The sequence below is a fragment of the Pseudotenacibaculum sp. MALMAid0570 genome (genome assembly GCF_040151415.1).
GTDB lineage: Bacteria > Bacteroidota > Bacteroidia > Flavobacteriales > Flavobacteriaceae > Polaribacter.
Genome location: NZ_JBDKWF010000048.1, coordinates 268,821 through 292,830, shown reverse-complemented (window position 1 = coordinate 292,830; position 24,010 = coordinate 268,821). Strand labels below are relative to the sequence as shown.

Sequence of the window (24,010 nt, the reverse complement as noted above, 5' to 3'; positions counted from 1 at the left end):
ACTTATTTTTTGATGGCGCTTTCATAAATTGTTATCCATTCATCAACAGACATTTTTCCTAACAATTCTTTGATTAAATCATAAGGAATGTCATCTACTTTTTTAAAACGAACACAGCTCTTACCCATGTCTAACTTGTATTTTGCGTGTTTCGGATACTCTCCCACAAACCAATCATATAGCTCCTTTTTTGCATACAAACCAGAATGGTATAAAGCGATAAAGTTTTTTTGTGATGCAATATTAATAAAAGGAAGAGGAGGAAATGGCTTACAATGATACCCTGATGGATAAATTGATTTTGGAACAAAATATGCGGGCATACCGTAGCCCATTCCAGACTCTAAACCTTCTGGCATATTGTCTTTGATAAGGTTGTGAAGTTTGGTCATTGGACCTTTTCTTTCTTCAGGCAATTGACTGATATAATCTTCAGGTGATGATGCTTCGTATCTCATAATATTTTATTTACGTTGTAAAAATAATGCTGAAAGTAATGAAATTATAAAACCTAAGACAAAAACAGTCATAGACATAATTAGAAAACTCATAAAAGTGCTAGAAAACAATTCTTTTTGTTCTTCAAGTTGTTTTAATTTTTCTTGAAACTCTACTTCAGTAAGAGAACTTTTGTATTGTTCAACCATATGGTTATAGTATTCTGCTGTAAAATCAGGGTTAATAAACTCTATGTAAACCACATCAATAATCCCAAAAACAAGAGCAACAATAATGCTTATAAGCACGCCTATTTTTAAAGAATTTGTAAAAGAAATAACACCTCCATTTTCTTTATCTCTATAGTGTTTTACACCAAAAAAGATAAAAGAAAGAGAAATCACCATGGTTGCATAACCAATAACTTCTCTCGTAGAGTATTCTAAAAATTGGCCAATATAAAGACCAAGAGAAAACAAAACAGCTAAGGTTATAGAACCATAAAGCCCATAACGAACGATCGTTTTTTTCATAATTGTAAAAGATTTAAATTGATAAACCAAAAGTAGGCTCACAAAAGAAAAAACCACTCATACTAAAGTACCAAAAGCCTCCTCCTTTCGTATAAAATTAAAGAATAATGTTCAATTCTTTAGCTTTTTGTACGGCTTGTGTTCTTCGTTTGGCATGAAGTTTTATCAAGAGATTAGAAACATGAGTCTTAATAGTGCTCTCTGATAAAAAGAGCTGTTCGCCGATTTCTTTGTTGGATAAACCTTCAGAAATATGAGTTAAAACCTCAAGTTCTCGATTGGTAATTTCAAGTTCTTTAATTTTTTTGTAATCAACGGACTTAGTTTCTGAAGCATTGTTTTTTTTAGGTTTTCGGTTGAAATAAATTCCAACAAAAAAAGACAATATTGCTACAAAAGCAATCATAATCTCAATATCTAAATCTCCAGAAATAATAGAATACGTGCTTATTTTAAAAAGCACCAAGAGAGCAATAATAAGAGCACTAAAAACAAAAATTGTCTTCTTCACCCTAGCAAGTTAACAAAATTTAGCTTTGATTTTATTTACAATTGTTTGAGCTAGTTTTTCTTTACTTTCAATAGTCCAACCTGCTACATGAGGTGAAAGAATTACATTGTCTGCCTGAGTTAAATAAAGAAACTCTTCAGGCAAAGAATTCGTAAATAAATTTTCGAAAGAAGCTTTTTCATATTCCAAAACATCCAATCCTGCACCAAGTATTTTTCTAGACTTAAGAGCATTAACAAGATCTTTTGTAACCAAACTCTTTCCTCGAGCAGTATTAATTAGCCAAAAAGGTTTTTCAAACGCATTGATAAAACGTTGATTAACCATTTCAATTGTTAACGGTGTTTGGGGTGTGTGCAAACTCAGAACATCAGCTCTTTTCTGCAGCTCTTTTAACGAAACTTGTTGTGCGTTTTCATCTTGAATTCCCTCCAAAAGATCGTAAAAAATAACGTCAACCTCAAAACCTCTAAGCTTCTTCGCAAATGCTTTTCCCATGTTTCCATAACCGATAATTCCAATGGTTTTACCATCAAGCTCAACACCTCTGTTTTCTTCACGAAGCCAGATGCCTTTTCGCACTTCTTTATTGGCTTTATTGAGTTTATTAAAAAGAGACAACAACATTCCTAAAGCATGTTCCCCAACTGCATTTCTGTTTCCTTCAGGAGCAGCAATAAGAGCAACGCCTTTCTTCTTTGCGTACTCACAATCAATATTCTCTAAACCAGCACCTACTCTACCAATAAACTTAAGTTGAGAAGCCTTATCAAGAAAAGAGGAATCAACAGAAAACCGACTTCTGATAACAATCCCGCTATATTCATGGATTTTTTCTTCAATGAGCTCTTTAGGTGATGTATAATCTTCATGGTTTTCAAAACCTAACTCAGAAAGTTGGCGAATTAATAAAGGATGATTGGTATCAAGATGTAGAACCTTCATTGTTTGATTTGCTCATTAATCAATTGAACAATTGATTAATATTGTTCTTTTTCGTTCGGGAAATCTCTACTTTTCACATCAGAGATATAGCCTTTAAAAGCGTTGGTCATTTCAGTGTGAAGATCTAAATACCTACGCAAAAAACGAGGATTAAATTCATGAGTCATCCCTAGCATATCGTGAGTAACCAAAACCTGACCGTCTACACCACCACCAGCACCGATTCCAATAACTGGAATTTGAATTGCTTTGGCTACTTTTTCTGCTAAATCTGCCGGAACTTTTTCTAACACCAAAGCAAAACAACCTAATTGTTCTAAGTGCTTTGCGTCTTCGATTAATTTATTTGCTTCCTCTTCTTCTTTTGCCCTTACAGTATAGGTCCCGAACTTATAGATAGATTGAGGAGTTAAACCAAGATGCCCCATTACAGGAATTCCTGCGGTTAAAATTCTAGAGATAGATTCAGAAATTTCACTTCCCCCTTCTAGTTTTACGGCATGACCTCCAGATTCTTTCATAATTCTAATAGCAGAATCTAAAGCGTTTTTCGAGTTTCCTTGGTAAGTTCCGAATGGAAGATCTACAACAACCAAACAACGTTCTACAGCTCTAATAACAGAACTAGCGTGGTAAATCATCTCGTTTAATGTAATGGGCAAAGTTGTTTCATGACCCGCCATTACATTAGAGGCAGAATCTCCAACAAGAATTACATCAATTCCAGCACCATCAACAATTTTTGCCATCGTATAATCATACGCTGTTAGCATTGAGATTTTTTCACCATTAGCCTTCATTTCTACCAAAGACCTAGTTGTAATTCTTTTGTATTCCTTTTTAGCTACAGACATGTTATCGGTTTTATATTTTGTAAAAGTAGTAAATATCAACAGAATAAAATGGAGTTAATCTTACGTTAATGTTCTAAAAAGACAAGACACAAACAATGAAAAAATGATAGTTTTACTCTCACAAAATCAACAAACTATGTCTAGAATAATTGTATTACTGCTCTTATTAATCAGCACAAACATTGCATCAGCACAGCAAGAAACAGAAGAAAAAGCAATCAAAAACGTAATTGAAACTTTTTTTGATGGATTACACAAAGGAGACTCAACAATTATGAAGAGAACACTTCATAAAGAGATTAAAATTCAAACAACTCACACAAATCGTAAAGGAGAAAAAATACTAAAAGGACAAACACGCGAGAATCTTTTAATAGGGGTTTCTAGAAAACCAGCTAACGTTACGTATGAAGAAAAACTATTGTCGTATGACATTAAAGTTGATGGCAATCTAGCGTCTGTATGGACGCCTTATGAGTTTTATGTCAATGGTAATTTTAGTCATTGTGGAGCCAATTCATTTCAGCTTTTTAACAACAACGGAACATGGGAAATTATCTTCCTTGTAGACATGAGAAGGAAAGGAAATTGCGACGCATTAAAAGATAAAAAATAATGTATATTTGATTTTTAAATCCTAATGAGCCAACCAACCTCAGTAACACATACATTGGATCCTAATAAATGGATAGATAATTATTCTGATTATTTATTCAACTATGCTATTGTGAGAGTCAACAATCATGATCTTGCAAAAGATCTTGTGCAAGAAACTTTTTTTGCTGGGTTAAAATCGGCTAAAAACTTTGAAGGAAAATCTACAGAAAGAACCTGGTTGATTTCTATTCTAAAAAGAAAAATCATAGACTATTACAGAAAGATCAATTCTAAAAAAGGTCAAGCTGAAGTTCGAGTAAACTTTTATACCGATGGCGAAAACGAAGGAAGTTGGTTGGAAGAAAGAGTGCCACAATCTTGGGATAATGAAGCAGAAAAGAAAATAGAATCTGTAGAGTTACACAATCAAATAGATGAATGTATAGATCATCTGCCAGAAAAATACGCGATGGTTTTTAGAATGAAAACCATTCAAGAGTTTGATACAGAAGACATTTGTAAGGAACTAGATATTACACCGTCCAACCTTTGGGTTATTATCCACAGAGCGAGAACACAGTTAAGAAAATGTTTAGAAGAAAACTGGTTTAATAATTAAAGAAATGTTTAAGAAGCTAGAAATTACTTGTGATGAAGCCACAACCATCTGCGATAAAAACCAGTATGGCGAATCAACACTTTGGGAAAAAATAAAGCTAAACATTCATTTTCTGAAGTGCAGAATATGTGCGTTGTATACCAAACAGAACACAACGCTAACCAAGATTTATAAGAAAAAAGCAAAAGAAGATCAAGTAAAAACAACAACACGTTGTATGAGTAATGAAGAAAAAGAAAAGTTGCGAAAAGAGCTTGAAAAACTTAGTGTTTAAATAAAGAAAAACAACATTATAAAACGAAATTTAGTTCTCTAAGTTTCGTTTTTTTATACACTCTCACCAAGGGTTTTGTATTTTAGCGATTGAATACGATAATGAACCAAATGAATTTTTTACCTGAAAAAATAGATCAATATGTTGTCTCACACTCTCAACAAGAACCAGCAGTTTTACAGAAGTTGAGTAAAGAGACTTGGCAAAAAGTATTAAACCCAAGAATGCTAAGCGGAGCCTTTCAAGGAAGAGTTTTGTCGATGATTTCAAAGATAATTGCTCCAAAAAATGTTTTAGAAATAGGAACGTACACAGGATATTCCGCAATTTGTATTGCCGAAGGATTAAAAGAAGGAGGAACAATTCACACCCTAGATAAAAATGAAGAACTTGAAGATCTTCAAAACAAGTATTTTGAAAAGTCGGGCTATAGAGAACAGATTCAACAACACTTTGGAAATGCATTAGAAATCATTCCAACACTGAATGAAAAATTCGATTTAGTTTTTATTGATGCAGACAAATCTAATTACCCAAACTACTTCAATTTGATTATTGATAAAATGAATTCGGGAGGTATTATTTTATCCGACAATGTGTTGTGGAGCGGTAAGGTTATAGAAAAATTAGACCCTAAAGATATAGATACAAAAGCGTTGTTAGAATACAATCATTTACTGAACAATGATAATCGAATAGAAACAGTGGTTTTACCAATAAGAGATGGCTTAACAATTAGCCGAGTGAAATAATTACAGCCTCTTAATAGGACCTGTCATGTCATCAATATTGTCCTTAACCTCACTAATCTCTTTATTGATGTCTTTTGCTAAATCAGTATCAATTCCTTGATCTTTAGCACTCTCATTAATCTCTTTTTTAATATCGTTCGTAGCATTTTTAATCTGACTCATTCCTTTTCCTAAACCTCTAGCAATGTCTGGAATTTTATCTGCACCAAAGAACATAACTACCACTAACAAAATGATAAAAATTTCAGGCCCGCCAATAAATAAAAAAGTTCCCATCATAATCGGTACAAAGATAGTTATTTCTTTGTCAACATCCGTTTGATTTCATTTAACTTCATCAAGGCCTCAATAGGAGTTAAAGCATCAATATTCGTAGAAAGAATTTCTTCTCTAATGTCTTCTAACAAAGGGTCGTCTAGTTGGAAAAAACTCAACTGGAAATCTTCATGCTGCACTTCTTTTAAAGTGTCTTTTACTTCTTCTTGAGCATGGTTCTTTTCTAATTGTGTTAGAATTTTAGAAGCTCTATGAATTACTTGATTTGGCATACCCGCAAGTTTAGCAACATGAATACCAAAACTGTGATTGCTCCCACCAACAACTAATTTTCTTAAGAAAATAATAGTGTCTTTTAGTTCTTTTACAGAAACATTAAAGTTTTTAATTCGCTCAAAAGTTGTGGTCATTTCATTCAACTCATGATAATGCGTAGCGAACAATGTTTTTGCTTTTGAAGGGTGTTCATGTAGGTATTCGGCAATAGCCCAAGCGATAGAAATTCCGTCATAAGTAGATGTTCCACGACCAATTTCATCTAACAACACCAAACTCCTATTAGAAATATTATTCAAAATAGAAGCTGTTTCATTCATTTCTACCATAAAAGTAGATTCTCCCATAGAAATATTATCGCTGGCTCCCACTCTAGTAAAAATCTTGTCTACCATTCCAATTCTTGCATTCTGAGCAGGAACATAACTTCCCATTTGAGCAAGCAGAACAATCAATGCTGTTTGACGAAGGATGGCAGATTTACCCGACATATTAGGCCCGGTAATCATCATAATTTGTTGTTGATTCCTATTCAACACAATGTCGTTGGCAATATATTCTTCACCAATTGCCAATTGCTTTTCTATGACAGGATGACGACCATTTTTAATTTCTATATCAGTACTATCATCTACTATAGGACGCACATAATTGTTTTCGATTGCCAACTTAGCAAACGATAACAAGCCATCCACTTTTGCAATGGTTTGAGCATTTTTTTGAATTGGAACCACAAACCCAATGATATAGTTTACCAGCTCTGCAAAAAGTCGTTGTTCTAACTCCTGTATTTTTTCTTCAGCTCCTAGGATTTTTGTCTCATACTCTTTGAGTTCTTCCGTAATATAACGTTCTGCGTTTACCAGAGTTTGTTTTCTTATCCACTCTTCTGGAACCTTATCTTTATGTGTATTACGAACTTCAATATAATACCCAAAAACGTTGTTAAAAGCGATTTTTAAGCTAGGAATTCCCGTTCTTTCAGTTTCTCTGGCAAGCATATTATCTAAATACTCTTTTCCAGAGTTAGAAACTGCTCTCAAATCATCTAGTTCTTGAGAAACGCCATTAGCAATAGCACTACCTTTAGCAATATTTACAGGAGCATCATCAAACAACGTCTGTGTTACCTTTTCAATTACTTCAGAGCAATCTAGAAACTCACCTCCAATATATTTTACAGAAGTGTTTTTGCTTTGCAAAGCGGCTTCTTTTACAGGAAGAATTGCTTTTAAAGAGTTCTTTAGCAACACTACTTCTCTAGGAGAAACCTTTCCTGTAGCAACTTTTGAAATCAGTCGCTCTAAATCACTTATTTGCTGAATTTGATATTCACAAACCTCTCTAAAAGAATCATTCTCAATAATATACTTTACAAGTTCGTGGCGTTGTTGAATCTCTTCAATATTCTTTAAGGGTAAAGCCAACCAACGTTTTAACAAACGCCCTCCCATTGGAGAAATGGTTTTATCAATAATATCTAAAAGCGTTACGGCATTGTATGCCGTAGAATGGTATAACTCAAGGTTTCTAACCGTAAAACGATCCATCCACACATACAAATCTTCAGCAATTCTACTAATATTTTGAATGTGCTGTAGCTTGTTGTGTTGAGTTTCAGATAAATAGTACAAAACAGCTCCAGAAGCAATAATTCCTTCTGTTAATTCTTCTACTCCAAAACCTTTTAAAGAACTTACCTTAAAATGATTGTTCAGTGTTTCTCGACTGTAATCTTCTTGAAAACACCAATCGTCTAAGAAAAAAGTATAAAAACGATCTTCAAACAATTCTTTAAAACGCTGTTTATTTTGCTTTTGAACTAAGACTTCAGAAGGACTAAAGTTTTGCAGCAATTTATCTACATATTCTTCATTTCCTTGAGCTAATAAAAACTCACCTGTAGAAACATCTAGAAAAGAAACCCCAATAAGACGTTTTCCAAAGTGAACAGCTGCTAAGAAATTGTTAGATTTTGATTGTAAAACTTCATCGTTTAGTGAAACACCAGGAGTTACCAATTCTGTAACTCCACGTTTTACGATTTTTTTTGTGAGTTTAGGGTTTTCTAACTGATCACAAATAGCCACTCGTAAACCCGCTTTGACCAACTTTGGCAAATAAGTGTTTAAAGAGTGATGAGGAAACCCAGCCAAAGCTGTTTCACTTTCACTTCCCGCACCTCTTTTTGTTAAAATAATTCCTAGAACTTCGGCAGCTTTTTTAGCATCCTCTCCAAACGTTTCATAAAAATCACCAACCCTAAAAAGCAAGATGGCATCAGGGTATTTTACCTTGATGGAATTGTATTGCTTCATTAAAGGAGTTTCCTTTTTCCCTTTTGTTTTTGCCAAGTTTTTGGAATTTTTCAGTTAGTTTTACCGTCACTAACAATTAGCGTTTAAAGATAGAACTTTTTATGAGAAAACTACGGAATAATGAACTAGGTAGAATCTCTGTTGATGAGTTTAAACAAACTCAAAAAACACCTATAATTGTAGTATTAGATAACATCCGAAGCCTCAATAATGTGGGATCTGTTTTTAGAACAAGCGATGCTTTTTTAATCGAAAAAATCTACCTCTGCGGAATTACCGCAACCCCGCCTCATAAAGAAATTCACAAAACGGCTTTAGGAGCGACAGAATCTGTAGACTGGGAGTACAAAGAAGATACTCTAAGCTTAATAAAAGAGTTACAAAAACAAAATGTTGTGGTAGCCTCTATAGAACAGGCAGAGCAAAGCACTATGTTAGATTCTTTCACTCCAAACAAAGAAAAAAGATTGGCTTTGGTTTTTGGGAATGAAGTAAAAGGGGTACAACAAACAGTGGTTTCTGCATCAGATATTTGCTTGGAAATTCCGCAATTAGGAACCAAGCACTCTTTAAACATTTCTGTGAGTTGCGGAGTGGTTTTATGGGACCTATTTCAGAAAATGCGTTAATTTTTTTGATTTTATCAATCATTCTGCTAACTTTAAAGAACGTATTCCCCCTCTAATATTAACCCTAAAACGCAAGATTATGGAAAACAAAAAACTTTACAGAGAAACAATGATGATGGACTTTCGTTCTGGCGGAGGTGGCGGACAAGGCGGTTCTGGAGGAAACGAAGGAGGAACTGGCACCGGCACAGGTACTGGAACCGGAAAACCTTAAAAAACCCAAACACCTGAAAAGGTGTTTTTCCTTTTTATGAAACTATTCCCTATAATTTTTTTGATTTCAATTATTTCATTTGGGCAAAACCAAACACCTTCGAATGAAATACGAGATTCTATATTTTACTATTTAAACACCTCAGAAAATCAAACTAATAATTCGCTTAGAGCAATTCGCTTATCTAAGAGTATAAAAAATGATTCTCTATTATTTACTGCTTTGGTAAAGTATGGTTTAGCAGGCTACTCAAAAAAAGACACTACAGTATTAAAGAAAGCTTTCCTAAGTATAAAAGAGCTTCATAAAAAAAACAGAAACCCATATTTTCTTGCCAAAGAACATCATTTTAAAGCTCTTTTTTACAGAATTCAATTTAAACTAGACAGTTCTTACAGTTACTATCATAAGTCAAAAAACATATACAAAAAGATTGGAGACTCTACAGAAGTTGGTAAAAGACTTTTAAGCATGGGTATATGCAAAATGATGAAAAAGATTATGTAGGAGCTCAAAGCACAATTATAGAAGCATTAAGATATCTTGAGCCTCTTGATGAAATAATTAATACTGGAGATTGTTATAATGTTTTAGGAAACGCGTTGGCAAATATTGGAGAATATGAAGAAGCTAGAAATAATTATGTTAAATCAAGGATAATTTTTTCAAAAAGCTTAGATACAATCTTTAAGACAGGTTGGGAATTATATTTAATTAATAATATAGGATATACGTATTTACTTGATAAAAGCTATAAAAAAGCAAAGAAATATTTTGAGGAAGGATTGAAGCATAAAAATATTGAAAATGACTATCCAAACCATTATCAAGTTTTGTTAGGAAACTACAGTGATTGTATTTATGAATTAGGTCAACCAGAACAGACGTTTAAAAATTATAAAGAGATTCTTAAACTGAGAGAATTATCAAACAACTTATATGGACAGAGTCTTTCTCACAATGGTATAGCTTACTATTATGAAAGAGAAGGAGAAAAAGGAAAAGCATTATATCATGCTAAAAAGGGCTATTATATAGCAAAGAAAGTCAATAACAACTACACACTGCTCTCTGCTTTAACCAAGCTGGCCAACCTTACTTCTGGAGAGGAATCTAAAAGATATTTTAATGAATATGTATCTCTGAGTGATAGTTTAAACAATAGAGAACGCTATTTAAAAAACCAATTTGCAAAGGTTCGGTATGAAACTGAGAAAAAAGACAAAGAGAACGAGCAATTAAAAATTGAAAAAGAAGAAGAAGCTAAAGAAGCTCAGCGTCAACGACAGCAAAAAATTATAGGATGGCTTGTTTCTTTGGTTGCTATTTTAGGACTTGGATTTAGTGCTACTTATTTTAGAGCTCGAAGAAAAAAATTAATGTACGAAGCCCAATTGCAAAAAGCCTCTGTTCGAGAAGAAGAACGCCAACAGATTGCAAAATCATTACATGATGAAGTAGCAGGAGATCTGCGAATGCTGCACCAAAAACTATCTAAAACAGATCTAGACATAGAAGCTAAAAGCATTGAAAAAATCAAAGAAAACGTGCGCAATCTTTCGCACCAATTGAGTAGCGTAAGTTTTGAAGAGGTTTCTTTTAAAGATCAAATAATCAACTTAGTTTCGGATGCTTTTTCTCCGAATTTTAGAGTTTCAGTTGAAGGAATTGATGATGTTTTGTGGAAAGAAATTAACAGTCAGATTAAAAGAACTCTGTACTTATGCATTCGCGAAAGTCTTCAGAACACACTCAAATATGCCAACGCAACAAAATTTTTTATCAGCTTTTCGCTAGAAAAGAAAGAAATCCTAGTACATTTGAAAGACAATGGAAAAGGATTTGAGCTAGGAAAGAAGAAAAAAGGCATTGGTTTAAAGAATCTCAAAGAACGTGTTGAGGAGATTCAAGGTTCTTTTCATATCGAAAGCTCAGATCAAGGAACAAAAACAACTGTAAGTATTCCAATAAATGGGAGATAAAATTAGAATTCTTGTTGTTGATGATCATCAGTTGATGATTGAAGGAATTGTGGGAGCTTTGCAACAGCACGGCGATTATGATATTACAACCTGCAATACCTGTGACACCGCTTTTAAAAACTTACAAGAAGCTGAAACACCTTTTACGATTTTATTTACCGACCTTAGTTTTGAAAATCAAACGGATGAAACCGAACTTGATGGTGGTGAAGCTTTGATTCGAAAAATCAAAGAAAATGAGATTGCTGTAAAAATAGGAGTTGTTACAGGTCATACCGAAACCAATCGGGTCTTTAATGTGATTAACAACTTAAATCCAGATGCATATATCTTAAAAAATCACTGTTCTGGCGACGAATTGAATTTTGCCATTCAGCAGATGATGAAAGGCGAACAGTTTTACACGCATGAAATTCACCAAAAAATCATGAAGCGAAATATTGTTCAAATACAAATGGACGAAATTGCGATTCAAATACTGAAAGAACTTCCTAGACAAACCAAGATTGTTAACCTAGAAGGAAAGATAAAAAAATCAGATGGGAACTTTATGAAAATAAGAGCCATTGAGAACAAATTGGCCAATCTTCGAATTGATTTAAATGCAAAAAATAACACAGACCTTGTGTTAAAAGCTAAAGAGCTGGGAATCATCGATTAATCCGCCATCTGCGGAAATCCACATTTTTATCTGCGGAAATCCGCAATGTCACGTCTTTTACTGTTTATAAGTTTGTTACTCTGAATGTTTTTAAAATAATTCAAACAGGGAATATTGCTGGTTACTCTAGGGGACGGTAATCAGAAAAAGGAAAAAGGAAAATGCCTCTCGGTGCAAACTGGGAGGTTTTCTGTTTTTAGAAATGAAGCATCATTTTTGCAATCATAAAGAATAGAAAGATTCCAAAAATATCATTACTGGTAGTAATAAAAGGACCGGTAGCAATTGCAGGGTCTATACCTCTTTTATCAAGAACAATAGGAACAAAGGTTCCAATTAGTGCAGCTACAATAATTACACACATCATAGAAATGGCAACGGTAAAACTTAATTGAGTGTCATAGCCCATTATAACAGAAACTGCAATCAAAAGAACTCCAAGAACAAAACCATTAATTAAGCTTAATCCAACCTCTTTTAAGAGTCGTCTCCATAAACTTCCTTTTACGGTATCGTTTGCTAAACCTTGTACTATAATTGCTGATGATTGTACCCCTACATTTCCAGCCATAGCCGCAATTAATGGAGTAAATAAAAACAGCTCTCCATAACTTTTCATCGCTTCATCAAACCCTTCCATAATAAGAACACTTCCCAAACCACCAAACAACCCTAGAATTAACCAAGGTAAACGAGCTTTTGTTAATTCAAAAATAGTGTCATCGGCTTCAACATCCTCAACAATACCTGCTGCTAACTGGTAATCTTTATCGGCTTCTTCTTTAATCACATCTACCATATCATCAATAGTAATCCTTCCCAAAAGAACAAGGTTGTCATCAACCACAGGAATGGCTTCTAAATCATATTTTCTCATCTTGTTAGAAACCTCATCTAAATCATCGTTGACGTTTACATAATCTACCTTAGGAATATAAACCTCAGAAATAGCGGTTTTTGTAGAAGCAATTAATAGGTCTTTTAAAGACAAACGACCTTTTAGTTTTTCATCATTATCTACCACATAAATAGAGTGAACACGAGTAACCTCTTCTGCTTGAGAACGCATTTCTCGCACACATTTTAACACAGTCCAATTTTCGTTAACTCTTACCAATTCTTTTGCCATTAAAGCACCTGCAGTATCTTCATCATAAGAAAGCAGCTCTTCAATTTCTTTAACATGTTCTTCGTCTTCTATCTGAGACATTACTGCTTCCTGTCGCTCTTCAGAAAGCTCTCCAATAATATCAGCAGCGTCATCGGTATCAAGCTCTTCAACTTCTTCGGCAATTTCTTTAGCTGAAAGGTTTTTTAAGATTTCTTCTCGAACATCATCATCAACATCCATTAAAACCTCAGAGGTTTTTTCGCTATCTAATAATTTGATGATGTATACAGCTTGATCAAAAGAAAGGTCGTCAAGAATTTCAGCAATATCTGCGTGGTGCATTTCTTCAAAATAAGAAACCAATGCAGAATCATTCGCTTCTTCTATATAAGAAGTAACTGTTTCTAAAAGTTCTTTGGTGATTTCAAACGACATGACTTGCGATTTTTTGCGTGAGTTCTATAAACTCATTTACAGACAATTGTTCTGGACGCATCGCAAATATAGTATCTTCTTTTAAGGTATCCGAAAGATTGAAAGATTTTAAACTGCTTCTCAGCATTTTTCTTCGTTGGTTAAACGCTGTTTTAACCACTCTAAAAAACAGTTTTTCATCTACTGGAAGCGAGTAGTTTTTTTTACGTGTTAAACGTATTACCCCAGAGTCTACTTTAGGCGGGGGATTGAATACAGATGGAGGAACTGTAAAAAGATATTCAGCATCAAAAAAAGCTTGTGTAAGAACAGATAAAATTCCATAGGTTTTACTTCCCTTTTTTTCTGCAATTCTTTGAGCAACTTCCTTCTGAAACATTCCAGAAAACTCAGGTACAACATCTCTGTTTTCAATAGCTTTAAAAACAATTTGAGAAGAGATGTTGTAAGGATAATTTCCAATAATAGCTACTTGTTCTCCTTTAAAAAAAGTGGATAAATCTTGTTTTAGAAAGTCTCCTTCTACAATTTGAAATCTTTCTTCAGAAGTATTTAGGTTGATATGTTCTTTTTTAAAATCATCATTCAAGAAAACAACAGATTCTGAGTCTAGTTCCATTACCGTTACTTTCTTAACGTTTTGAAGCAAGTACTTTGTAAGCACACCCATTCCAGGACCAATCTCTAGGATATTATTATACCCTTCACCAACTAAAGAATCTGCAATTTTTTTTGCAATGTTCTCATCGGTAAGAAAATGCTGACCTAAGTGCTTTTTTGCTTTAACAGACATATCTAGTTGCTTACACTTGTAGGATAAAACTCGTTTACAACCTTTAATTCGGTTCTAAATGCGACCATTTTATCGGCAAATCTTCGCATACCATCACTACGAAGTTTAGGAGCATCAACCCTATAGTATTCGTCTAAATCTTCACGGGTTTTTGCTGTGTACTGAACAGAATAAGTAACCCCACCCATTTCTTCTTCTACAAGAACTTGGGTAAGCTTAGCTGAAACAAACCTTCCTGTGCCCAAGACGTCTTGTATATGATCTTTAATCCACACAAGCCACTCATCATGAACACTGTCGTCTATGTTAATAGTTACGTTGTATATATACATACTTATTTAATGCGCTAATTTTAAAATATAATAATGTACCAAATCTTATGGATTCCACTACTACATTGATGATTTGTTTTATTCAACTAGTTGATAGAATCTCCTCTTAATAACCTGTATTTTCTCCTTGCATCTACAAGGTGGATACTAGAAGGATATTCAAAAATAATCTTTTGGTAGTATTCTTTTGCTTTTTCAGGCATATTTAATTCGTTGTTGTACAATTCTGCAACCAGATAGTAGACATCGTCGTTAAGAATTCCTTCTGGATCAAGAGCAACAACCTTTGCTAAGGTGAGTAATGCTTCGTCAAACTTTTTTAATTTGATTAAGATATGAGCTTCTTTAAAAAGAGCTTCGTCTTCAACAGGAAAACCTTGATATTTTGTGTGAATTTTTTTTAGAATAGCTAAGGCTTCACTGTCTTTATTTTGGTAAGCAAGTAAATCGGCTTTGGCATATTCTTTCAATCCAGATGGGATAGAGTCTTTTGGTTCATTATCAGAAATGACTAAAAACAAATCTACAGCATCGTTTGCAATAAGCTGAGTGGTTGAGCCTTTTAAAACTTTTAACTGAGCCATAGCCCATTTAAAATCTCCCTTAAAATAGGAGGTTTGCGCAACTTTAAAACGAGCCTGTTGAGATAGAGGATGATTCTTTAACTTGGTTTGCACTTGAGAAAAGTAAATCAACGCTTTATTAAACTTTCCAGTAAACACCAAAACCTCGCCTATTTTTAATTTGATTCTAGCCTGCTGGAATTTAGATTTAGAAAACCGCAAAGCATTTTCTAGAACAGACTCTGCTTGGGTAGGATTATTCTTTTTAAATGTTAGGAAATCGGCATATTCTATTTGAATCGCAATAGTATTAGAATTAACACCATAGGTTTTTAGCACTTTTTCGAAGTGATTAAGAGCTTTGTCATCTTCTGTTTTTACAGCAATTCTTAACAGAAACAATTCGGCATTCACCTTTTCATCAATAAAGTTTGTGTTTTTTAAAATGAAGGAAAAACACTCTTTTGCCGCCTCAAAATCATTGTCGTTATAAGCTATCTTCCCTAATGTATTCATATTGTCTAAATACTCTGGATTCCTTTTAAACAAAGCCTTCTCTTGAATAAAGGATTTACTGTATTCTTTTTGTTTGGCAAATAACCAACTTAGGAGCTCATTCCAGACATTCTTGGGATTACTAATAGACCTTCTAAGCAAAGATCTTTTTAATGAGATGTTGTTTTTATTCGTAGGGTCGTCTGTAATATATCTGCTAGACAATCGCTGTACAGTTCCAATATAATTTTCGTTTTTGTTAACTAGTTCTATATAGGAATCAAACATTTTTTCAAAATCTCCTTTTTCTCCATAAATCTGTGCAATCTGAAACTGATAGTTTGCATTATTGTTCAATTCCATCGTCTTTTTATAGGAAGCAATAGCGTTATCTAAAGAATTATTTTGTCGAAACATCCGGCCAATAATACCTCCTAAACTAGGATTTGTATTAATTGCGTTTAAAGCAATGTCATATTCTTTTTTTGCCAACTCTAACTTCTGTTGTCTTTCATAATTGTAACCAATTTCAACATGCAAATATTTTTGAGCAGGATTTCTTTCAAGAGTAGATCGCAAAAGATTTTCTGCTTTTTGATATTGATCTGTTTCTTGGAAGCAAGTTGCTAATCTTTTTAGGTAAGTGGTGTTAAAAGGATTCTTTTTAAGCAGAGATTCATAAATCTGAGCAGCTTTTTTATACTCTCCTTGACGAAAATAATCTTCCCCCAACATAAAATTGTTTTGAGAGTAGGATAAACCCGCAAGAAATAAGGCGATTATGAAAAAAAACTGCTTCATATAAAATCAAAGATAGGCAAGATATATGTTAATTTTTTATTAAACCATTATGTTTTGATTCATTGTTTTGTAACATTTTGGCACAATAATTGTCTTAATAGTAAATAACCAATCGAAATTAAAATGAAAGACTTAACTAAACAATACGAAACTGCCAAACAAAACTCAATAGAGTTTATGAGAATGGGACAAATAAGCGACTACTTAAATGCGTTGCTAGAAATGAATAAATACAAAAGATTAATGGTTGCTGTTGCAGCGAATTAATTAATCATATCAAAACCAGTATAAGGAATCAAGACTTCCGGAACTTGAATTCCATTTTCGGTTTGATAGTTCTCCAAAATCCCTGCCAATATTCTAGGCAAAGCCAATGCGCTTCCATTAAGCGTGTGTGCCAATTGACTCTTCCCTTCTTTATTCTTAAAACGTAGTTTTAAGCGATTCGCTTGAAATGTTTCAAAGTTTGAAACAGAACTTACTTCTAGCCATCTATCTTGTGCGGTAGAGAATACTTCAAAATCATACGTTAAAGCAGAAGCAAAAGTAACATCACCACCACACAAACGTAATATTCTGTATGGTAATTTCAATTCCTCTAATATTCCTTTCACATGGTCAACCATTCCCTCTAAAGCATTGTAAGAATTGTCAGGATGTTCTACTCGAACAATCTCCACTTTATCAAACTGATGTAAACGATTCAAACCTCTAACATGAGCTCCGTAAGAACCAGCTTCTCTTCGAAAACAAGGAGTATATGAAGTACAAGCAATCGGGAAATCTTTTTCCTGTAATAAATCTCCTCTAAAAATATTTGTCACAGGAACTTCTGCTGTAGGAATTAAATACAGGTCATCAGCCCCAATATGATACATTTGACCTTCTTTATCAGGAAGAGATCCAGTGCCAATACCAGAAGCTTCGTTTACTAAATGAGGCACTTGATATTCTTCATATCCTGCATCGATATTTTTGTCTAAGAAATAACTGATTAAAGCACGTTGTAATCGAGCTCCCTTTCCCTTATAAACCGGAAAACCAGCACCTGTAATTTTTGTTCCTAATTCAAAGTCGATGATATCGTATTTCTTTGCTAATTCCCAATGAGGAAGAGCCCCATCATGAAGTGTTGGAACCTCTCCATGTCTTGAGATTTCTTCATTGTCTTCATCAGATTGCCCATTAGGAACTGAAGTATGAGGGATGTTAGGAATCTGAAATAGCAAGCTTTGCAATTCTTCTTCAGCAGTATTTTTTTCTTGCGATAATGTTTCTTTTTGTCCTTTAAGCTGACTTGTTTTTTCTTTTACAAGATTTGCTTTTTGAACTTCTCCAGCTTTAAATAGTAATCCTATTTCTTTGGATAGTTTATTGGATTCAGATAATACATTGTCTAAAGAAACTTGAGCTTTTCTTCTTTTTTCATCAGTAGATAAAACCTGCTCAATTAGTTCTTCTGCATTTGCAAAATTACGTTTAGCCAAACCTTGCAAAACGGTGTCTTTGTGATCTCTAATAAACTGAACCTGTAACATAATCGTGTTTCTTAGTTAAGGCGTCAAAGATAAAGTAAGTGAGTTAATATAACAATCTATAGCGTAAGATTGTTTTTAAGAAAAAACATAGAGTTTTCTTTATCTTTTTTAAGTTGAATGATCAAGTCATCAACAGTATTAAATTTTTGTTCTTCTCTAAGAAAATAAAGTAATTCTATCTTCAGAGATTTTCCGTACAAATCACCGTTGTAATCGAAAAAATGAGCTTCTATTGTTTGATGTTTTCCATCCAAAGTAGGCCTATAGCCAATGTTCATCATTCCAAAACAAGTACCAGCATCTTCTAGAATAGCCTTGACAACGTAAACACCGGTCTTTGGAATCAGTTTGTAATCTTCTTTAACATCAATATTAGCTGTTGGAAACCCAATTTTCCCACCTAGTTTTTTACCATTAACAACCGTTCCATTAATCATGTATTGATATCCCAAATATTTATTGGCGGTTTTTAAAAGACCATTATGAAGAGCATTGCGAATTTTTGTTGAACTTACAGAAACATCATCGATATCCTGAGCAGGAATTTCTTCTACATCAAAATCAAAGAGCTGACTATACTCTCTTAATTGATCTATATTCCCTTCTCTGTTTTTACCAAAATGATGATCGTAACCAATAATAAGCTTTGAGGTATTAAGTTGGTTAACTAAGATGTCTCTAACAAAATCTAAAGCAGTAAGCCTTGAGAATTCTTTGCTAAAAGGATGTATAATCAAGGAATCCAGCCCCATTTCTTCTAATAAGGCCGACTTTTCTTTTAATGTGTTTAAAAGCTCAATAGAAACATTTTCTTGTAAAACCATTCTAGGGTGCGGAAAAAAAGTCAATAAAACAGACTCTTTTTTATGTTCCTTCGCAGATTGAATTAGTTTTTTGAGAATTTTTTGATGTCCTATATGAACTCCATCAAATGTTCCTATGGTCACAAAACAATCCTTTTGAGAAATAAAGTCAGAAATAGAATGGACTATGTTCAACTTGAGTAAAAATTTGAGAGCAAAGTTACAATCATAAATGGTATATACCCAATGATTTGAAATAATAAAAATTTCATAAAAAAACCTCTAAAACCCTTGTCATATCTCAAAAAAAAGGCGTTTTCGTTACACAAATCAAAAAAAATTGTATTTTCGTCTGAGTTAACAAATTAATTTACATTATGATAAAAAAGATAATTTTTTTTGCATTTGTAATGTTTAGTTCAGCCGCTATGGTTGCTCAAACAACAATTACAGGAACTGTAAAGGATGCAAAAACGGGGGAGACACTTTTGGGAGCGAATATCAAAGTAACTGGAAAAGCTGTTGGAACTACCACAGATTTTGACGGAAACTTTACGCTGAAAGTGAATGAAACACCGCCTTTTACGATTGAAGTTTCTATGCTAGGATTTCAGACAGTAAAAGTTGAGATTACAAAAGACAAACAGGTAGTTGACGTATCATTGACCGAAAACGCAACAGCTCTTGATGAAGTAGTTGTATCTGCTTCGAGAACTCCTGAAAGAATTTTAGAATCGCCCGTAACTGTTGAAAGGCTTGACGCTAGAGCTATTAAAAACTCGACTGCTCCATCTTTCTATGATGGGTTAGAAAACTTAAAAGGAGTAGACATCAACACAAATAGTTTAACATTTAAGTCTGTAAACACTAGAGGTTTTGCAACATTTGCTAACACAAGATTTATGCAATTGGTAGACGGAATGGATAATTCGTCACCTGCATTAAACTTTGCTATTGGAAACCTTTTAGGGATGTCCGAATTAGATGTAGCTACAGTTGAAATACTTCCAGGAGCTTCTTCGGCTTTATATGGAGCCAACGCGTTTAATGGAATTATGTTCATGACCAGTAGAAGTCCGTTTGACGATCAAGGAATTAGTGTTTCTCACAAAAGAGGGTATACTTCTCAAGAAGCAGCAGGAACCAATGAGTTTACAGAATACAATGCTAGAATGGCCTATGTGTTTTCAGATAAGTTTGCTGCAAAAGCAACATTATCAGTATTAGACGGTACAGAATGGTTTGCTACAGATTATAGAAATACACTGAACGGAAGCTATGTTGCAGGAACCAGAGCTACAGATATCAACTATGATGGTTTAAATACTTATGGAGATGAGGTTTCTACGAATATTAGAGGAGTAGCACAAGCATTGATAGGATTAGGAGTTTTACCTTCGGGAGCAGATGCTTTAGTACCTAGCGTTAATGTAAGTAGAACTGGATATGAAGAAAGAGATTTAATGACTTATAATGCTAGAAGTGTAAAGTTCAACACAGCATTTCATTATAGACCTTATGGAGACGACCGTTTAGAATTGATTTGGAATTCTAAAATTGGTAGAGGAAACACAATTTACCAAGGATTGAATAGATATAACATTGCTGATTTCTTCTTAGCGCAACACAAATTAGAAGTAAGAGGGAAAAACTTCTTTTTAAGAGGTTATATGACTACTGAGGATGCAGGAGATTCTTACGATACTCGTTTTGCTGCGATCAACATCAACAGAAGATGGAAAGATGACAACACTTGGTTTGGAGAATATGTAGGAGCCTTTGTTCAAGGAACATTAGGAGGTTTATTACCAGCACAAGCACATGTATTAGCAAGACAAACTGCTGATACAGGAAGATTGGTTCCAGGAACTCAAGGGTTCCAAGATGCTTTTGATGCTGTTACAGCTGACCCTAATTTAACCACAGGATCTAAGTTTCAAGACCAAACAAAATTGTATCACGCAGATGGAAACTATAATTTTAGAGACATCATTGATTGGGGTGAAATTCAAGTAGGAGGTTCATACAGAAAATACTCTTTGAATTCTAACGGAACAATCTTTACAGATTTTGATGGACCTATTAACTATAGTGAGTATGGGGTTTATACTCAACTTCAAAAGAAGTTTATGGAAGAAGAGCGTTTTAAGTTAACAGCTTCTATTCGTTATGATGGAGCTCAAAACTTTGACGGAAATTATTCTCCAAGATTATCGTTGGCATATGCAGCTGGCGAAAACAAAGAACATAACTTTAGAGGGTCATTCCAAACAGGATTTAGATATCCAACTACTCAAGATCAATATATCGGATTAGATGCAGGTAGAGCCTTATTAGTTGGTTCTGCACCAGAAAACTTAGATAGATATACAAGTTCTCCATTGCCAGTTAGTGGAGGAGGGCAAGCATTTACAGGTTCTGCAACTGTACAGTTATCAGGAAGAAGCGCTTATGAAAATGCTTTCTCTTTAGCTTCTGTAAGTGCAGGAACGCCAACTGCAGTAAATACTCCTTTAGTTGCGCCTGAAAAAGTAACAGCATTTGAACTAGGATATCGTGGAGTACTTGATGTAGAAGGAAGTAAAGTAAGTGTTGACTTAAGTGGATACTACAACTCGTATGAAGACTTTATCGCAACAAGAACTGTTTTAGTTCCTTACTATGGGCAAGCTGGAGACAATGCATTATCGCTTTTAGCGCTCCAAAATGGAGATTTTAAAGCGTTCTCTGCTTACACTAATTCATCAGCTGATGTTACTTCTTACGGAGCAGCAATTGCTATTAATACCAAAATATTAAATGGAATTAACGTAGGCTTAAACTATACTTATTCTAAGTTTGATTTTGATCAAGCATCTGACCCAGATTTTGAGCCTTCATTTAATACACCAGAACATAAAGTGAAGTTGCAAATTGGTAAACAAGAGTTGTTCAAGAACTTTGGCTTTAATGTAAATGTTAGATGGCAAGATGAGTATTTGTGGCAATCTACATTCCATGACGCAGTTATCGATTCTCGTACAGTACTTGATGCACAAATCAATTATACTGTTCCAAAAATCAAATCTGTATTCAAATTAGGAGGAGCTAACTTAACAGGCCAAGAGTACTTTAGTGCGCCTGGTGTTGGAGCAATTGGTTCTCAATATTATCTGTCTTGGACAATTAATAACTAAACTAAAGAAAGATGAAAAAAATTAAATATATATTCTTAATGGCGTTGACAGCAAGCTTTATCGCTTGTGATGTAAATAATGATCTTGATGAAATTCCTGCGGAAGTAGTTGTGTTGCCTACACCTACAGCAGGTTCTGCAGATTTCTCAAATTTTGTTTCTATTGGAGCTTCATTTACTGCTGGGTTCTCTGATGGGTCTGTTTTTTTAGCAGCTCAATCTAGATCTTTCCCGAGCATAATGGCTAGTAAAATGGCTAATGTTGGAGGTGGATCGTTTACGCAACCTTTAGTTAGCGATAATGTGGGAGGATTGTTATTCCTAGGAACTCCGATTTCTAATCCAAGATTGTTTTTCAATGGAGCCGGACCAGCGGTTTTACCAGGAACTCCAACAACTGAGGTTTCCAATATATTAACAGGACCATTTAACAACATGGGTGTACCAGGAGCCAAAAGCTTTCATATGGTAGCGCCAGGCTATGGTAATGTGGGAGGAGTTGGTGTCTCTGCCAACCCATATTATGTGAGAATGGCTTCTAGCCCAGGAGCTACTGTTTTAGGAGATGCCGCTGCGCAAAACCCAACATTCTTTACCATTTCAGAAATTGGAGGGAACGATGTATTAGGGTATGCTACTTCTGGAGGAACAGGAACTGTTCAAACAGGAAATCCAAACCCTATTTCATACGGACCTAATGATATTACAGACCCAGGGCTTTTTGCTCAAGTATTTACTAGTATGGTAACGACAATGACAGCAAACGGAGCGAAAGGAGCTGTGGTTACTGTGCCTTCAATCGTAAATCTTCCGTTCTTTACAACAGTACCATATAATGCTGTGCCATTAGATGCAGCAACAGCAGCTCAATTAAATGCAGCCTATGCTACGTACAATGCAAATTTATTACCCGCTATAACGGGTGCAAATGCTTTAGGAGCATTAGGAATGACTCCTGAAGAAATTGCGGCTGAAGCAGCTAGAAGAACAATCAATTTTACAGCGGGTCAAAACGCTGTTGTAATTATTGATGAAGATTTGACAGACCTTACAGGAATTAATCCATTGCTGGCTAGTATGAGACAAGCTACTGCAGACGACTTTTTAGTACTAACGAGTTCTAGCTTTATTGGAACTACTGTTGGCGGTAACCCTGCATTAATTAACGGAGTTAGTGTTCCTTTAGCAGATAACTGGGTGTTAACTCCAGAAGAGCAAAATAATATTCAAACAGCAACAGATGCCTATAATGCAACTATTATTGCGGTTGGAAACGCTAATGGACTAGCAGTAGTTGATTTAGACGGATTGTTAACGGAAGCAGCAACTTCAGGAACTCAATTTGATGAATTTACAATGACAACTAGCCTTGTGTTTGGAGGAATGGTAAGTTTAGATGGAATTCACTTAACTTCTAGAGGATATGCTCTCATGGGTAACAAGATCTTGGAAGCTATTGATGCAACTTACGGATCTAATTTTGTAGCCTCAGGAAATGTTGCAAAAGCAGCAAATTATCCTACGAATTACCCTCCAGGAATTTAATCTGAAAGAGAATAAATAACAATAAAAAAGCGGCTTACTAGCCGCTTTTTTATTGTTTTACAATACTCTGTAAGTATTTTAAAAGTTCCTCAAATTCTTTTGGAGGGTTGTCATCATCAAAGCCTTGACTCTTATAAGTTGTTCCTTTAGCCGTTATTTCAAGTGTGGCATACATGGCGCCATCAAATTGATGCTTTTTAGAAGGAGCTTCTACCTTATCTATGTTTTCTAGATTAATAGAATTGAGAATGCGATAAATAGTCTTATAGTTTTTTTTATATAGGGTTTTTGACAAGACTTCTTTTTGATTTTGAAAATGCTTTAATTTCCCTTGCTCTAAAATAATTTGTTCAGAACTACCACGGGTATAAGCTTCATAATTTATTTTTTGAAAGGAAGTCATTTCTATAGGTGGCGGACACCCAAAAAGAAACAAACAACAAAAACCTACTAAGACAAATGTTTTTTTCATGAGTTGTTTTTTGTAAATATAAAAAAAGACGCCTAAAAGACGTCTTTTTAAAGTAGTTAGTTGATTTT

The 24,010-nt window shown here is 34.3% G+C and carries 26 protein-coding genes; 12 read left to right on the top strand and 14 right to left on the bottom strand.

What is annotated here, in order from left to right; all coding sequences use genetic code 11:
* Positions 1–2 precede the first annotated feature (2 nt).
* From AAON49_RS09545 to panB, 5 genes are all read right to left on the bottom strand, one after another.
* Entirely contained in the window at positions 3–458 is a 456-nt protein-coding gene (locus tag AAON49_RS09545) for a DUF1801 domain-containing protein (RefSeq protein WP_349554294.1), read from the bottom strand.
* Positions 459–464: 6 nt separating this feature from the next.
* A complete protein-coding gene (locus AAON49_RS09540) occupies positions 465–971 on the bottom strand; it encodes a DUF4199 domain-containing protein (protein WP_349554293.1) in 507 nt (168 codons plus the stop codon).
* A gap of 97 nt (positions 972–1,068) precedes the next feature.
* On the bottom strand, positions 1,069–1,482 hold the full coding sequence (locus AAON49_RS09535; protein WP_349554292.1) for a response regulator transcription factor: 414 nt from the start codon (positions 1,480–1,482) through the stop codon (positions 1,069–1,071).
* Between the two features lie 9 nt (positions 1,483–1,491).
* Positions 1,492–2,427, bottom strand: a complete 936-nt coding sequence (locus tag AAON49_RS09530; RefSeq protein WP_349554291.1) for a 2-hydroxyacid dehydrogenase — start codon at positions 2,425–2,427, stop codon at positions 1,492–1,494.
* A gap of 35 nt (positions 2,428–2,462) precedes the next feature.
* A complete protein-coding gene (gene panB, locus AAON49_RS09525; RefSeq protein WP_349554290.1) occupies positions 2,463–3,281 on the bottom strand; it encodes a 3-methyl-2-oxobutanoate hydroxymethyltransferase in 819 nt (272 codons plus the stop codon).
* Positions 3,282–3,417: 136 nt separating this feature from the next.
* Here panB and AAON49_RS09520 point away from each other — a divergent pair, with 136 nt between their 5' ends.
* The 4 genes from AAON49_RS09520 to AAON49_RS09505 all read left to right on the top strand — a co-directional run bounded on the left by AAON49_RS09520 (position 3,418) and on the right by AAON49_RS09505 (position 5,523).
* On the top strand, positions 3,418–3,897 hold the full coding sequence (locus tag AAON49_RS09520) for a nuclear transport factor 2 family protein (RefSeq protein WP_349554289.1): 480 nt from the start codon (positions 3,418–3,420) through the stop codon (positions 3,895–3,897).
* A gap of 24 nt (positions 3,898–3,921) precedes the next feature.
* Entirely contained in the window at positions 3,922–4,497 is a 576-nt protein-coding gene (locus AAON49_RS09515; RefSeq protein WP_349554288.1) for a sigma-70 family RNA polymerase sigma factor, read from the top strand.
* Between the two features lie 4 nt (positions 4,498–4,501).
* Positions 4,502–4,771: a hypothetical protein gene (locus AAON49_RS09510; protein ID WP_349554287.1), complete on the top strand. Its 270-nt coding sequence runs from the start codon at positions 4,502–4,504 to the stop codon at positions 4,769–4,771.
* Positions 4,772–4,881: 110 nt separating this feature from the next.
* Complete coding sequence (locus tag AAON49_RS09505) at positions 4,882–5,523, top strand: O-methyltransferase (RefSeq protein ID WP_349554286.1); 642 nt, start codon at positions 4,882–4,884, stop codon at positions 5,521–5,523.
* Here the strand turns inward: AAON49_RS09505 and AAON49_RS09500 are convergent, their stop codons facing one another.
* Together AAON49_RS09500 and mutS are read right to left on the bottom strand one after the other, a co-directional pair.
* Positions 5,524–5,802 (bottom strand): Sec-independent protein translocase subunit TatA/TatB, encoded by a 279-nt coding sequence (locus AAON49_RS09500; protein ID WP_349554285.1) that lies wholly within the window; start codon positions 5,800–5,802, stop codon positions 5,524–5,526.
* Positions 5,803–5,819: 17 nt separating this feature from the next.
* Positions 5,820–8,429 (bottom strand): DNA mismatch repair protein MutS, encoded by a 2,610-nt coding sequence (mutS, locus tag AAON49_RS09495; RefSeq protein WP_349554284.1) that lies wholly within the window; start codon positions 8,427–8,429, stop codon positions 5,820–5,822.
* 65 nt (positions 8,430–8,494) lie between these two features.
* On the opposite strand from mutS, the gene AAON49_RS09490 reads away from it, so the two are divergent.
* The 5 genes from AAON49_RS09490 to AAON49_RS09470 all read left to right on the top strand — a co-directional run bounded on the left by AAON49_RS09490 (position 8,495) and on the right by AAON49_RS09470 (position 11,879).
* On the top strand, positions 8,495–9,022 hold the full coding sequence (locus AAON49_RS09490) for an RNA methyltransferase (protein ID WP_349554283.1): 528 nt from the start codon (positions 8,495–8,497) through the stop codon (positions 9,020–9,022).
* Positions 9,023–9,101: 79 nt separating this feature from the next.
* Complete coding sequence (locus tag AAON49_RS09485) at positions 9,102–9,236, top strand: hypothetical protein (protein ID WP_349554282.1); 135 nt, start codon at positions 9,102–9,104, stop codon at positions 9,234–9,236.
* Positions 9,237–9,296: 60 nt separating this feature from the next.
* Complete coding sequence (locus AAON49_RS09480; RefSeq protein WP_349554281.1) at positions 9,297–9,743, top strand: hypothetical protein; 447 nt, start codon at positions 9,297–9,299, stop codon at positions 9,741–9,743.
* Positions 9,716–11,218, top strand: coding sequence for a tetratricopeptide repeat-containing sensor histidine kinase (locus AAON49_RS09475; protein WP_349554280.1), 1,503 nt, complete (start codon positions 9,716–9,718; stop codon positions 11,216–11,218). The genes AAON49_RS09480 and AAON49_RS09475 overlap by 28 nt, the downstream gene beginning before the upstream one ends.
* Complete coding sequence (locus AAON49_RS09470; protein ID WP_349554279.1) at positions 11,208–11,879, top strand: response regulator; 672 nt, start codon at positions 11,208–11,210, stop codon at positions 11,877–11,879. The genes AAON49_RS09475 and AAON49_RS09470 overlap by 11 nt, the downstream gene beginning before the upstream one ends.
* Before the next feature lie 196 nt (positions 11,880–12,075).
* Here AAON49_RS09470 and mgtE read toward each other — a convergent pair whose 3' ends face one another.
* The 4 genes from mgtE to AAON49_RS09450 form a co-directional block, all read right to left on the bottom strand.
* Positions 12,076–13,425 carry a magnesium transporter gene (gene mgtE / locus AAON49_RS09465; RefSeq protein ID WP_349554278.1) on the bottom strand — a complete coding sequence of 450 codons (1,350 nt, stop codon included), beginning with the start codon at positions 13,423–13,425 and terminating at the stop codon, positions 12,076–12,078.
* Complete coding sequence (gene rsmA, locus AAON49_RS09460) at positions 13,415–14,218, bottom strand: 16S rRNA (adenine(1518)-N(6)/adenine(1519)-N(6))-dimethyltransferase RsmA (protein WP_349554277.1); 804 nt, start codon at positions 14,216–14,218, stop codon at positions 13,415–13,417. Before rsmA ends, mgtE begins: the two co-directional genes overlap by 11 nt.
* A gap of 2 nt (positions 14,219–14,220) precedes the next feature.
* Positions 14,221–14,550 carry a DUF4286 family protein gene (locus AAON49_RS09455; RefSeq protein WP_349554276.1) on the bottom strand — a complete coding sequence of 110 codons (330 nt, stop codon included), beginning with the start codon at positions 14,548–14,550 and terminating at the stop codon, positions 14,221–14,223.
* An 86-nt stretch (positions 14,551–14,636) separates the two neighbouring features.
* Complete coding sequence (locus AAON49_RS09450) at positions 14,637–16,409, bottom strand: tetratricopeptide repeat protein (protein ID WP_349554275.1); 1,773 nt, start codon at positions 16,407–16,409, stop codon at positions 14,637–14,639.
* Between the two features lie 123 nt (positions 16,410–16,532).
* Between AAON49_RS09450 and AAON49_RS09445 the strand changes: the two genes are divergently transcribed.
* Positions 16,533–16,676, top strand: coding sequence for a hypothetical protein (locus AAON49_RS09445; protein ID WP_349554274.1), 144 nt, complete (start codon positions 16,533–16,535; stop codon positions 16,674–16,676).
* Here the strand turns inward: AAON49_RS09445 and serS are convergent.
* Both serS and AAON49_RS09435 read right to left on the bottom strand, forming a co-directional pair.
* Positions 16,673–17,947, bottom strand: coding sequence for a serine--tRNA ligase (gene serS, locus AAON49_RS09440; RefSeq protein ID WP_349554273.1), 1,275 nt, complete (start codon positions 17,945–17,947; stop codon positions 16,673–16,675). The two genes, AAON49_RS09445 and serS, sit on opposite strands and share 4 nt — an antisense overlap.
* Positions 17,948–18,003: 56 nt before the next feature.
* The gene (locus tag AAON49_RS09435) at positions 18,004–18,945 is read right to left on the bottom strand and encodes a bifunctional riboflavin kinase/FAD synthetase (RefSeq protein WP_349554272.1); all 942 of its coding nucleotides are present in this window, start codon (positions 18,943–18,945) and stop codon (positions 18,004–18,006) included.
* A gap of 182 nt (positions 18,946–19,127) precedes the next feature.
* Between AAON49_RS09435 and AAON49_RS09430 the strand changes: the two genes are divergently transcribed.
* Together AAON49_RS09430 and AAON49_RS09425 are read left to right on the top strand one after the other, a co-directional pair.
* On the top strand, positions 19,128–21,926 hold the full coding sequence (locus AAON49_RS09430) for a TonB-dependent receptor (RefSeq protein WP_349554271.1): 2,799 nt from the start codon (positions 19,128–19,130) through the stop codon (positions 21,924–21,926).
* An 11-nt stretch (positions 21,927–21,937) separates the two neighbouring features.
* Positions 21,938–23,470 carry an SGNH/GDSL hydrolase family protein gene (locus AAON49_RS09425; RefSeq protein WP_349554270.1) on the top strand — a complete coding sequence of 511 codons (1,533 nt, stop codon included), beginning with the start codon at positions 21,938–21,940 and terminating at the stop codon, positions 23,468–23,470.
* A gap of 49 nt (positions 23,471–23,519) precedes the next feature.
* Here AAON49_RS09425 and AAON49_RS09420 read toward each other — a convergent pair whose 3' ends face one another.
* The gene (locus AAON49_RS09420; RefSeq protein ID WP_349554269.1) at positions 23,520–23,942 is read right to left on the bottom strand and encodes a hypothetical protein; all 423 of its coding nucleotides are present in this window, start codon (positions 23,940–23,942) and stop codon (positions 23,520–23,522) included.
* Positions 23,943–24,010 lie beyond the last annotated feature (68 nt).